Annotated in this window: 8 protein-coding genes; 1 reads left to right on the top strand and 7 read right to left on the bottom strand. The window is 34.2% G+C overall.

Annotated features, from left to right (window positions below):
- From SJY17_RS01070 to SJY17_RS01050, 5 genes are all read right to left on the bottom strand, one after another.
- The gene (locus SJY17_RS01070; RefSeq protein ID WP_397363593.1) at nt 1-402 is read right to left on the bottom strand and encodes a BT0820 family HAD-type phosphatase; all 402 of its coding nucleotides are present in this window, start codon (nt 400-402) and stop codon (nt 1-3) included.
- Nucleotides 403-432: 30 nt separating this feature from the next.
- Nucleotides 433-1,944, bottom strand: a complete 1,512-nt coding sequence (gene gpmI, locus SJY17_RS01065; RefSeq protein ID WP_397363592.1) for a 2,3-bisphosphoglycerate-independent phosphoglycerate mutase — start codon at nt 1,942-1,944, stop codon at nt 433-435.
- A 78-nt stretch (nt 1,945-2,022) separates the two neighbouring features.
- Nucleotides 2,023-2,790 carry a M48 family metalloprotease gene (locus SJY17_RS01060; RefSeq protein WP_397364851.1) on the bottom strand — a complete coding sequence of 256 codons (768 nt, stop codon included), beginning with the start codon at nt 2,788-2,790 and terminating at the stop codon, nt 2,023-2,025.
- Between the two features lie 23 nt (nt 2,791-2,813).
- Nucleotides 2,814-3,539, bottom strand: a complete 726-nt coding sequence (locus SJY17_RS01055; RefSeq protein ID WP_397363591.1) for a M15 family metallopeptidase — start codon at nt 3,537-3,539, stop codon at nt 2,814-2,816.
- Nucleotides 3,539-4,477, bottom strand: a complete 939-nt coding sequence (locus SJY17_RS01050) for a GNAT family N-acetyltransferase (protein WP_397363590.1) — start codon at nt 4,475-4,477, stop codon at nt 3,539-3,541. The genes SJY17_RS01055 and SJY17_RS01050 overlap by 1 nt, the downstream gene beginning before the upstream one ends.
- A 38-nt stretch (nt 4,478-4,515) precedes the next feature.
- Here SJY17_RS01050 and SJY17_RS01045 point away from each other — a divergent pair, with 38 nt between their 5' ends.
- A complete protein-coding gene (locus tag SJY17_RS01045) occupies nt 4,516-4,956 on the top strand; it encodes a GNAT family N-acetyltransferase (protein ID WP_397363589.1) in 441 nt (146 codons plus the stop codon).
- A gap of 2 nt (nt 4,957-4,958) precedes the next feature.
- Here SJY17_RS01045 and SJY17_RS01040 read toward each other — a convergent pair whose 3' ends face one another.
- A complete protein-coding gene (locus SJY17_RS01040) occupies nt 4,959-6,104 on the bottom strand; it encodes a gliding motility-associated C-terminal domain-containing protein (RefSeq protein ID WP_397363588.1) in 1,146 nt (381 codons plus the stop codon).
- 6 nt (nt 6,105-6,110) lie between these two features.
- Nucleotides 6,111-12,266: a hypothetical protein gene (locus SJY17_RS01035; protein ID WP_397363587.1), complete on the bottom strand. Its 6,156-nt coding sequence runs from the start codon at nt 12,264-12,266 to the stop codon at nt 6,111-6,113.
- Nucleotides 12,267-12,409 lie beyond the last annotated feature (143 nt).

The raw sequence follows: 12,409 nt of genomic DNA, 5'->3' as shown, positions 1-12,409 counted from the left end.
TTAGAATTTAAACCAACCTTTTTTCTTTGCTTTTGGTAGTTGAGGTGTTTCTTTGGTTAACATTTGGTAGATTTCTCCCCAACCTAATATTCCACCAATATTACGATCGTCAATAAAAAGGTCTGCATGGATTTTTCTGCTGACATCATTATTAAAAGTCTCTTCTGGAAAGCTTTGGTTAACTGCATAAAAGTTGATTCCATTTTCCTTGCAAAAAGTAACTGCTTCGTCTAGTTTTTTTCCATGTCTATAAGTCCAGAGAATTAATCTATGACCATCTGTTTGTAAACGTTTTAGGGTTTCAAAAGCAAATAAACGTGGGTCTCCAATTCCTGGATAGGCATCTTCAACGATTGTACCATCAAAATCTACTGCAATTATAAGTCCTTTAGAGATATTCATTTAAATTAAATTGTATACAAAAATACAATTTTAAACCAAACTCTTGCAAGTCATTGCTTTTGGTTGCTCAACTCCCATTAATTTTAAAATTGTTGGAGCCATATCACCTAAAACACCATCTTTTATGGTTTTTAAATCATTGTCAATTAAAATAACTGGAACTGGATTTGTAGTATGGGCTGTGTGTGGTGAACCATCAGGATTCATCATGGTTTCGCAGTTTCCATGATCTGCAATTAATAATGTAGTGTAACCATGTTTTAAAGCAGTTGTGACTACTTTTTCAACACAAGTATCTACAGCTTCACAAGCTTTTATAGCTGCTGGCATGGATCCAGTATGACCTACCATGTCTCCATTAGCAAAGTTTAGACATACAAAATCCGTCGTTTCTTTTTCTAATTCTGGTACTAAAGCATCAGTTAATTCAAAAGCAGACATTTCTGGTTTTAAGTCATAAGTTGCTACTTTAGGCGAATTTTTTAGAATTCGACTTTCACCTTTAAATGGTGTTTCTTGTCCTCCTGAAAAGAAAAAAGTAACATGTGGATACTTTTCTGTTTCAGCAATTCTAATTTGTGTTTTGTTGTTTTTTTCTAAAACTTCACCTAAGGTTTCAGTTATATTATCTTTATTAAAAATGACTTTTACATTTTTATAATCATCACTATAATTGGTGATGGTAACATAATAAAGGTCTAGTTTTTTTGTGTTGTATTCTGGAAAGTCTTTTTGGTTTAACATTTCTGTTAACTCACGACCTCTATCTGTTCTAAAATTAAAAAATATAATAACATCATCTTTTTCAATCTTAGCAACAGGTTTATTATTTTCTGTAAGTATTAATGGCTTAATAAACTCGTCTGTAATATCTGCATCATAATTAGCTTGGATTGTAGCGGTTGCATCATCGGTTTTTGTTCCAACACTATTGACTAATGCGTCATAAGCCAATTGGACACGTTCCCAACGTTTGTCTCTATCCATTGCATAATAACGACCTGTAATTGTCGCCATTTTTGTTTTTGTTCCAGCAATATAATCTTCTAAATCTTCAACATATCCTTTGCCAGATTTAGGGTCAACATCACGTCCATCTGTAAAAGCATGTATATATGAGTTGACATCTGCTTTATTAGCTGCATCGATAAACCCTTTTAAATGACTAGTATGTGCATGTACACCACCATTACTTAATAATCCTAAAAAGTGTACGTTTTTGTTGTTAGTTTTAGCATAGTTAAGCGCATCTACTAAGACTTTTTCATCTTTTAATGTGTCTTTTTCTAAAGCTAAATTAATCTTAGCTAAATCTTGGTATACAATTCGGCCTGCTCCTAAATTCATATGTCCAACTTCACTATTACCCATTTGACCTTCAGGTAATCCAACATGTAATCCGTCTGTACGTAATTGCGCATTAGGGTATTTTGTATATAAACTATCTATAAATGGCGTGTTAGCATTATCAATTGCAGAAACTTTTGGGTCTGGAGATTTTCCCCATCCATCCAAAATCATTAGGATTACTTTTTTGTTCATTTGGCAGAATTTATAATACAAATATAAAAACAAAAGTCCTGCAATTGCAGGACTTTAAAGCTTATTTACGATAACGTTTTAGTTAAGGCTATACTTTTTTATTGACTCTCTAATTTTTTCAATACGGTTGTCTGGATCTGGATGTGTACTTTGCATTTCTGGTACACGATTTGGACCTGCTGCTTTTTTTAAGATCTCCATAACATCTATCATCTCTTCAGGATTATATCCAGCTCTAAGCATAAAACGGACACCTAAATCATCACTTTCTAACTCGTCATCTCTTCCATTTGTAAGTAATTTTTTTTGACCAATACCTCCAATTAATCCTCCTAAATCTCCACCTACAGAACCTGCAGTAGATAAGCCTTTCCAAAATTCAGAATTAGCAATGCGTTCTGCACTATGTTTCCCTAATACGTGTCCAATTTCGTGTCCTAAAACACCAGCTAATTGGTCTTCATTTTGTAATTGAGAGTACAAGGCGTAAGTAATAAATATTTGACCTCCTGGTAAAGCAAATGCATTTATGGTATTTGGATCTGCCAATAAATGAAACTCATATTTATAAGGTGTGTCTTTTGCAATACTGTTATTTACTAACCTATTACCAACGTTATCAACTAATGCTTGATAGCTCTCATTTGGGTATAATCCTCCATGCTGAGCAGCCATTTGATCACGACTATCTAAACCCATTTGGATTTCTTGATCAGTAGTCATTGATATTGCTTGTTTTTTTCCAGTATATGGATTTACTTCTTGTTGGTTACATCTTTTAATTACAAAAAATGCAGCGATTAATACACCTATAATTAATCTGCCTTTTAAATTTCCTCTCATTATAATTAATATTTTAAAGTTACAATTTACAAAAGTTCTGGATTAATATCTAAAATATTTTGATTGATGTACTGATTTATAAAGCTTTCGCTGAAAGCATCTATGCCTAATAACCCTTCACTTTTTAAAATATCAGAAATTTTTAAGGTTCTGTATGCTTTTAAATATGGAGCAGACAATGGTTTGAAGCTATAGTGCCAAGGTTCGTATTTAAAACCTTTTCTATTGGCATTGTCAGTGTAAACTAGGTAAAAACCATAGGTTGATGCGTGTGTGTCCATCCATTCTTTAAGTTTGCAATAGGCACCATTACCATGAAAATTTTGTGGTAGTAAAACATTTTTTGGTTGTCTAACATTGGTTTGATAAATATCTATGTCTGTTCCCCAATGATGACGTGATGTTCCTGGAATAGTTGAATATTCTATGATTTTTTTAATATTGATAGTATCTGCTAAGCCTTTTGCTTTGTTACGTTTGTATTTGCGTTCCCAAATACGTTTTTGATGATTAAAATTGCGGTAACTAGATACTGCTCCAATATGTATTCCATCTTTTGCTGCTGCAGTTTGCATTTTTTTAAAAGCTAAATGAGCAGCTTCTCTTAGTTTATAATGCTCTCCAAAAAGTTGAGGTGTTCCTTTTCCTATTAATTCTTCTTCAGAAATTGACTCTTGATAAAAAGCAAATTGCGGAATAGTAACAATAGTTATTAGTACTAATGCTATATATTTTATAAGTTTTTTTTTCATTATAAAGCTTTATGCATGACATAATGTGGTCCTACTTTTGGAATATTAAATTTATCACCAATAGTTTCAAACCCATTGTTTTTGTAAAAATTAAGTGCAACAATTCTTGCATTAAACCACAATCTGTCAATGTTTTGTGTTTGTAAATATGCAATACCATGTTTTAATAGATGCTTACCAAAATGAAAGCCTTGAAACTGTTCCAAAACTCCCATTGCACGTAATCTGTATTGATTGTTGTCTTTGAAATAAGACGATTTATCTGCCACAAAAGTACAAACTCCAGCTAATTGATCTTTATAAAACAACCCAAAATGAAAGGTGTTGTCTAAATCGTCTTCAGGTATTGGGCATGCATCAACTGGTTTACCTTTTCGTAATACAGCATGCCTAATAGGAATGGTTTCTAAACCAGATATTGGTTTTATTTTAATATCAGGATTTTCAATTTTGTATAGGTTTGCTGGCATACCATCGTAATTATTTTGGTCAACAAATTGAAGTCCGCATTTTTCAATGACTTTGTGTGAAGCTAAATTGTCAACGTGTGCATGTGCAAATATGGTTTTTAGTTTTAAAGTGTTAAAACCATAATGTATAGATGCTTTTGTGCTTTCGGTTGCGTAACCTTTATTCCAATGGTGTTTGTAAAAACGGTAACCAACTTCAACTATGTCATCTTTAGGATGATATTTTAATCCACACCAACCAAGAAATTCGTCAGTTTGTTTGTCGCAAACTGCCCAACGACCCATATTGTGTAATTGATATTGATTATATTTTGAAAGAAACACTTCCGCTTCATTCTTAGATTTAAAAGCAGTATCTCCTGTATATTTTATGACTTCTTCGTCTATATTCATTTTATAAAAACGAATAGCATCCTCAATCATAAATTCGCGAAGGTATAGTCTATCTGTTTCTATAATTATTTTCATGTCTTGATATTGCAGTGTTTCAAAATTAGTTAATTTTGATGAAAACAAACGCGATGTCTTTCAGCTTTAAAATAATTGACAAAAAAGAGATTAATTCTGTTATTCCTTTAATTCAAAAATTAACAAATAATAAAAACTCTGATGCTGTTTTAATAACACGTTTTGCCGATATGATTACTCAAAATTATGAGTGTGCTGGTGTTTTTGATGGAGATGTACTAATAGGTGTGTCTGGATTATGGTTTCAGACTAGACATTATGCTGGAAAAAGTATGGAAGTAGACCATGTTTATATAGAAGAAGCTTATCAAGGTAAGGGTTTAGGAAAACAGTTTTTTAAATGGCTGTATGATTATGCTAAAAGTAAAGGGTGTGTAATTTCAGAATTAAATACCTATGTACAAAATTACCCTTCGCATAAGTTTTATTATAACGAAGGGTATGAGATTTTTGGGTACCATTTTTATAAAACCTTATAGGTTTAATACTGTATGTATATCCAACCTGAATAGCTTTTGTTTTCTTCGGTTAGGTTTAATATGTAAAAATAGGTTCCTACTGGTAATTTTTCGCCTTGAGTACCAACAACCGTTTTGTTAGAAATACCATTAAAGGTATTGTCATAATTTTCTGCGTCATAAACTATTCTTCCCCAACGATTAAATATTTGTAGGTTGTTTTTAAACAACTCTACACCTTCAATAATAAAATTATCATTTAGGCTGTCTCCATTTGGACTTATACCATTATATACTGTAAGTCCATCACTACCAATAAGTGAACCAAATGTTATAATCTCGTAATCATCAGGAATAAACTCTATTGAGCTAATTGTACCAACATTAATGTCTCCTGTAATTGCAGTATTACCTAGGTCAAGCCATTTGTTTTCGGATTTACTCCATCCTACAACTCTAAGATTCATTAAATCATCAACTAGATTACTAATTTGACTTTCTTGATCCCAAGTTAAAGTAACATAGGTTAGATCTCTTCCATCAAAATCCCAAAATTCTTCAATGTTTACAGCGTTTATTATACCTTCTGAGTTGTTTGTGTCAAATGAATTGTTAAAAGTAGAAGGGAAGTTAGGGTCTTCATTAAAATACGCTGCACTAAACTTTAAAATATTAGATTGATTTGGAGTTATTAAAGGTCTTAATTTATCATCCATACCTATAGGGAAAACAAAACCATTTTCGCTTGTAACAGAAGCATATCCATCGGTATTTCTTAAATCATCTTCTAAAGTATAGATTGAGTTATTTATAAAGTCTAAAGAAATTTCTGGGGTTAGTCTAGGAGTAATTACATCTCCAATTATATAATCTAAACCATTAGAAACTTCAGTGTTGATTTCTAAAAACAAGTGGTCATCAACAGCAACTTCCATGTTAAAAAACCTTGGAATTTCTGTTCCAGAAATTGTTAATGGGTTATCTGCATTATAAAATCCAGCTAAGCCCAAGTTTTGGTTAAAAGTTCCATCATTTTCTAAATCAATATGAAAACCAATTTGACCTTGATCATGGATTTGTATGTTTCCAAAGTTGTGAAATGCTTGTTGTGCTTTGCTTATTTGACTTACTAACAATATAATAATAAAAAATAAATATAATTTTTTCATTTTTTTCTAGTTAATAGTTATTCCTGTACCAGTAATGTTAGTTATAACTTCTTTTGTGTCTGAAACTTGATAAGACCATGGAGTGTCTACTAATAAATCAGCTGTTCCACCATTATCTCCAGTCCCTAAATATACACTAAAACCATTTGCTGTTCTTGATCCTTCAACTACATGTAAAATAATTCCGTCTCTTAAAGTTACACTTTCATCTGCACCAAAGGTAACGTCATAATTTGGGCCATTTGGATGCGGATTATCAAAAACAACGTTATATCTTCCAGTTGCAGTTCTAGTAACTGTAGAATTAATATTAAATAAGTTATTAGTTGCATTATTAGTTCCAGAAATAAAAGCTGAAGAAAAAGTGTAACCAATTGTTTCTTTTGTAAGTGTTATACTTGGTGTAGCGCTAGATGGTAATGTTAATTGATAATTATTTCCAACTGGAGTAACTGTAATTGAGTTGTCAGGAGAAGTCACCGTTTGTATTTCGTTAGTAGCATCAGTATCTAAATCTGCAGCAATGTGGTCTGCGATGTCTGTTGCGTTGGTAGCGATGTTTGTTGCGTTTGTAGCAATAGCAGCATCTTGTGTAATTTGTTCAGCTTCTAAAGTATCAATATCATTAGCATTAGTAGTGATTTGATTTTGTAAAGCAGTATCATCAAAAGGGGTTACGCTTAAATCAAAATCATCACCATTAGCAGTAACAGTAACGGAACCATCTGTAGATTCTACAGTTTGTATTTCATTAGTATCATCAGTATCTAAATCTGCAGCAATGTGATCTGCAATGTCTGTTGCGTTGGTAGCGATGTCTGTTGCATTAGTGGCAACATCAGCAGATTGGTCTAAAGCAGAAAGATTAGTCGTGATAGTTCCACCAGCATCAGTAGTTTCAAGATCAGTACCATTAAGTACAACTGAAGTATTAAGCTCGTTAGTGTCATCAGTATCTAAATCTGCAGCAATGTGGTCTGCAATATCTGTTGTATTGGTAGTAATGTCTGTTGCATTAGTAGCAATAGCAGCATCTTGTGTAATTTGTTCAGCTTCTAAAGTATCAATATCATTAGCATTAGTAGTGATTTGATTTTGTAAAGCAGTATCATCAAAAGGGGTTACGCTTAAATCGAAATCATCACCATTAGCAGTAACAGTAACGGAACCATCTGTAGATTCTACAGTTTGTATTTCGTTAGTGTCATCAGTATCTAAATCTGCAGCAATGTGATCTGCAATGTCTGTTGCGTTGGTAGCGATGTCTGTTGCATTAGTGGCAACATCAGCAGATTGGTCTAAAGCAGAAAGGTCAGTAGTTATAGTTCCACCAGCATCAGTAGTTTCAAGGTCAGTGCCATTAAGTACAACTGAAGTGTTAAGCTCGTTAGTGTCATCAGTATCTAAATCTGCAGCAATGTGATCTGCAATGTCTGTTGCGTTAGTAGCAATAGCAGCATCTTGTGTAATTTGTTCAGCTTCTAAAGTATCAATATCATTAGCATTAGTAGTGATTTGATTTTGTAAAGCAGTATCATCAAAAGGCGTTACGCTTAAATCAAAATCATTACCATTAGCAGTAACAGTAACGGAACCATCTGTAGATTCTACAGTTTGTATTTCGTTAGTGTCATCAGTATCTAAATCTGCAGCAATGTGGTCTGCGATGTCTGTTGCGTTTGTAGCAATAGCAGCATCTTGTGTAATTTGTTCAGCTTCTAAAGTATCAATATCATTAGCATTAGTAGTGATTTGATTTTGTAAAGCAGTATCATCAAAAGGGGTTACGCTTAAATCAAAATCATCACCATTAGCAGTAACAGTAACGGAACCATCTGTAGATTCTACAGTTTGTATTTCATTAGTATCATCAGTATCTAAATCTGCAGCAATGTGATCTGCAATGTTAGTTGCATTAGTGACAACAACAGCAGATTGATCTAAAGCAGAAAGATTAGTCGTGATAGTTCCACCAGCATCAGTAGTTTCAAGGTCAGTACCATTAAGTACAACTGAAGTATTAAGCTCGTTAGTGTCATCAGTATCTAAATCTGCAGCAATGTGGTCTGCGATGTCTGTTGCGTTTGTAGCGATGTCTGTTGCGTTTGTAGCAATAGCAGCATCTTGTGTAATTTGTTCAGCTTCTAAAGTATCAATATCATTAGCATTAGTAGTGATTTGATTTTGTAAAGCAGTATCATCAAAAGGGGTTACGCTTAAATCAAAATCATCACCATTAGCAGTAACAGTAACGGAACCATCTGTAGATTCTACAGTTTGTATTTCATTAGTATCATCAGTATCTAAATCTGCAGCAATGTGATCTGCAATGTCTGTTGCGTTGGTAGCGATGTCTGTTGCATTAGTGGCAACATCAGCAGATTGGTCTAAAGCAGAAAGGTCAGTAGTTATAGTTCCACCAGCATCAGTAGTTTCAAGGTCAGTGCCATTAAGTACAACTGAAGTGTTAAGCTCGTTAGTGTCATCAGTATCTAAATCTGCAGCAATGTGATCTGCAATGTCTGTTGCGTTAGTAGCAATAGCAGCATCTTGTGTAATTTGTTCAGCTTCTAAAGTATCAATATCATTAGCATTAGTAGTGATTTGATTTTGTAAAGCAGTATCATCAAAAGGGGTTACGCTTAAATCGAAATCATCACCATTAGCAGTAACAGTAACGGAACCATCTGTAGATTCTACAGTTTGTATTTCGTTAGTGTCATCAGTATCTAAATCTGCAGCAATGTGGTCTGCGATGTCTGTTGCGTTTGTAGCAATAGCAGCATCTTGTGTAATTTGTTCAGCTTCTAAAGTATCAATATCATTAGCATTAGTAGTGATTTGATTTTGTAAAGCAGTATCATCAAAAGGGGTTACGCTTAAATCAAAATCATCACCATTAGCAGTAACAGTAACGGAACCATCTGTAGATTCTACAGTTTGTATTTCATTAGTATCATCAGTATCTAAATCTGCAGCAATGTGATCTGCAATGTCTGTTGCGTTGGTAGCGATGTCTGTTGCATTAGTGGCAACATCAGCAGATTGGTCTAAAGCAGAAAGATTAGTCGTGATAGTTCCACCAGCATCAGTAGTTTCAAGATCAGTACCATTAAGTACAACTGAAGTATTAAGCTCGTTAGTGTCATCAGTATCTAAATCTGCAGCAATGTGGTCTGCAATATCTGTTGTATTGGTAGTAATGTCTGTTGCATTAGTAGCAATAGCAGCATCTTGTGTAATTTGTTCAGCTTCTAAAGTATCAATATCATTAGCATTAGTAGTGATTTGATTTTGTAAAGCAGTATCATCAAAAGGGGTTACGCTTAAATCGAAATCATCACCATTAGCAGTAACAGTAACGGAACCATCTGTAGATTCTACAGTTTGTATTTCATTAGTATCATCAGTATCTAAATCTGCAGCAATGTGATCTGCAATGTCTGTTGCGTTGGTAGCGATGTCTGTTGCATTAGTGGCAACATCAGCAGATTGGTCTAAAGCAGAAAGGTCAGTAGTTATAGTTCCACCAGCATCAGTAGTTTCAAGGTCAGTGCCATTAAGTACAACTGAAGTGTTAAGCTCGTTAGTGTCATCAGTATCTAAATCTGCAGCAATGTGATCTGCAATGTCTGTTGCGTTAGTAGCAATAGCAGCATCTTGTGTAATTTGTTCAGCTTCTAAAGTATCAATATCATTAGCATTAGTAGTGATTTGATTTTGTAAAGCAGTATCATCAAAAGGCGTTACGCTTAAATCAAAATCATTACCATTAGCAGTAACAGTAACGGAACCATCTGTAGATTCTACAGTTTGTATTTCGTTAGTGTCATCAGTATCTAAATCTGCAGCAATGTGGTCTGCAATGTCAGTTGCGTTTGTAGCAATGTTAGTTGCATTAGTGACAACATCAGCAGATTGATCTAAAGCAGAAAGATTAGTCGTGATAGTTCCACCAGCATCAGTAGTTTCAAGATCAGTACCATTAAGTACAACTGAAGTATTAAGCTCGTTAGTGTCATCAGTATCTAAATCTGCAGCAATGTGGTCTGCGATGTCTGTTGCGTTTGTAGCGATGTCTGTTGCGTTTGTAGCAATAGCAGCATCTTGTGTAATTTGTTCAGCTTCTAAAGTATCAATATCATTAGCATTAGTAGTGATTTGATTTTGTAAAGCAGTATCATCAAAAGGGGTTACGCTTAAATCGAAGTCGTCACCATTAGCAGTAACAGTAACGGAACCATCTGTAGATTCTACAGTTTGTATTTCGTTAGTGTCATCAGTATCTAAATCTGCAGCAACGTGGTCTGCGATGTCTGTTGCGTTTGTAGCAATGTTAGTTGCATTAGTGACAACATCAGCAGATTGATCTAAAGCAGAAAGATTAGTCGTGATAGTTCCACCAGCATCAGTAGTTTCAAGGTCAGTACCATTAAGTACAACTGAAGTATTAAGCTCGTTAGTGTCATCAGTATCTAAATCTGCAGCAATGTGGTCTGCGATGTCTGTTGCGTTTGTAGCGATGTCTGTTGCGTTTGTAGCAATAGCAGCATCTTGTGTAATTTGTTCAGCTTCTAAAGTATCAATATCATTAGCATTAGTAGTGATTTGATTTTGTAAAGCAGTATCATCAAAAGGGGTTACGCTTAAATCGAAGTCGTCACCATTAGCAGTAACAGTAACGGAACCATCTGTAGATTCTACAGTTTGTATTTCGTTAGTGTCATCAGTATCTAAATCTGCAGCAACGTGGTCTGCGATGTCTGTTGCGTTTGTAGCAATGTTAGTTGCATTAGTGACAACATCAGCAGATTGATCTAAAGCAGAAAGATTAGTCGTGATAGTTCCACCAGCATCAGTAGTTTCAAGGTCAGTACCATTAAGTACAACTGAAGTATTAAGCTCGTTAGTGTCATCAGTATCTAAATCTGCAGCAATGTGGTCTGCGATGTCTGTTGCGTTTGTAGCGATGTCTGTTGCATTAGTGGCAACATCAGCAGATTGGTCTAAAGCAGAAAGGTCAGTAGTTATAGTTCCACCAGCATCAGTAGTTTCAAGGTCAGTGCCATTAAGTACAACTGAAGTGTTAAGCTCGTTAGTGTCATCAGTATCTAAATCTGCAGCAATGTGATCTGCAATGTCTGTTGCGTTAGTAGCAATAGCAGCATCTTGTGTAATTTGTTCAGCTTCTAAAGCATCAATATCATCAGCATTATCAGTAATTTGAGTTTGTAAAGCAGTATCATCAAAAGGGGTGACGCTTAAATCGAAGTCATCACCATTAGCAGTAACCGTTACAGAGCCATCAGTAGATTCTACCGTTTGTATTTCGTTAGTTGCATCAGTATCTAAATCTGCAGCAATATGGTCTGCAATGTCAGTTGCGTTAGTTGCAATGTCAGTTGCGTTAGTTGCGATAGCAGCATCTTGTGTAATTTGTTCAGCTTCTAAAGTATCAATATCATTAGCATTAGTAGTGATTTGATTTTGTAAAGCAGTATCATCAAAAGGGGTTACGCTTAAATCGAAGTCGTCACCATTAGCAGTAACAGTAACGGAACCATCTGTAGATTCTACAGTTTGTATTTCGTTAGTGTCATCAGTATCTAAATCTGCAGCAATGTGGTCTGCGATGTCTGTTGCGTTTGTAGCAATGTTAGTTGCATTAGTGGCAACATCAGCAGATTGATCTAAAGCAGAAAGATTAGTCGTGATAGTTCCACCAGCATCAGTAGTTTCAAGGTCAGTCCCATTAAGTACAACCGAAGTGTTAAGCTCGTTAGTAGCATCATCATCTGCATCACTTAAAGAAATAATTGTGTTGTTTCCAGATTCGTCTACATACGTGAATGATCCGTCATTATTATTAATAATTGAAGTTACAGTTTCATTAGCCATTACATCAACACACAGACTATCCCACGAGTTATTATTAAATTGAAATAAACATTCTTCGTCTATATTATAAATAATGGCTCCATTTAATGGAGTTATAGCATTCATTTGAGAATTTGAAATTCTTGTAACGACTAATGTTTTTGTGTTGCTTTCTAATTCTAATAAGGAATTTTCATTTATTGTTTGAGGATTGTCACCAATTTTTACCTGAGCAACTAAAGAGGTAGACAAAATCATCATGAAAAGAAATAGTAGGTTTTTCATAGTAATTGTTTTTTTTATAAACCTATAAATCAGACTTTTATTTGGGTGTTTTTAAGAGTTTAAAAAAATAATTATCGATAAAAAGCATATTTAATCGATAAAAAGCATTATTTTTTTTATGTTTTATTTTGAAAGCTAGGTAA

This window comes from Olleya sp. R77988 (assembly GCF_044594215.1).
Taxonomy (GTDB): domain Bacteria; phylum Bacteroidota; class Bacteroidia; order Flavobacteriales; family Flavobacteriaceae; genus Olleya.
This window is presented reverse-complemented; position numbering and strand designations above follow the sequence as displayed.

What these genes read in the sequence shown, in the direction of transcription:
- gpmI (WP_397363592.1), bottom strand. Translation starts at nt 1,944, where the DNA reads ATGAACAAAAAAGTAATCCTAATGATTTTGGATGGATGGGGAAAATCT.
- SJY17_RS01050 (WP_397363590.1), bottom strand. Translation starts at nt 4,477, where the DNA reads ATGAAAATAATTATAGAAACAGATAGACTATACCTTCGCGAATTTATG.
- SJY17_RS01035 (WP_397363587.1), bottom strand. Translation starts at nt 12,266, where the DNA reads ATGAAAAACCTACTATTTCTTTTCATGATGATTTTGTCTACCTCTTTA.
- SJY17_RS01070 (WP_397363593.1), bottom strand. Translation starts at nt 402, where the DNA reads ATGAATATCTCTAAAGGACTTATAATTGCAGTAGATTTTGATGGTACA.
- SJY17_RS01045 (WP_397363589.1), top strand. Translation starts at nt 4,516, where the DNA reads ATGAAAACAAACGCGATGTCTTTCAGCTTTAAAATAATTGACAAAAAA.
- SJY17_RS01055 (WP_397363591.1), bottom strand. Translation starts at nt 3,539, where the DNA reads ATGAAAAAAAAACTTATAAAATATATAGCATTAGTACTAATAACTATT.
- SJY17_RS01040 (WP_397363588.1), bottom strand. Translation starts at nt 6,104, where the DNA reads ATGAAAAAATTATATTTATTTTTTATTATTATATTGTTAGTAAGTCAA.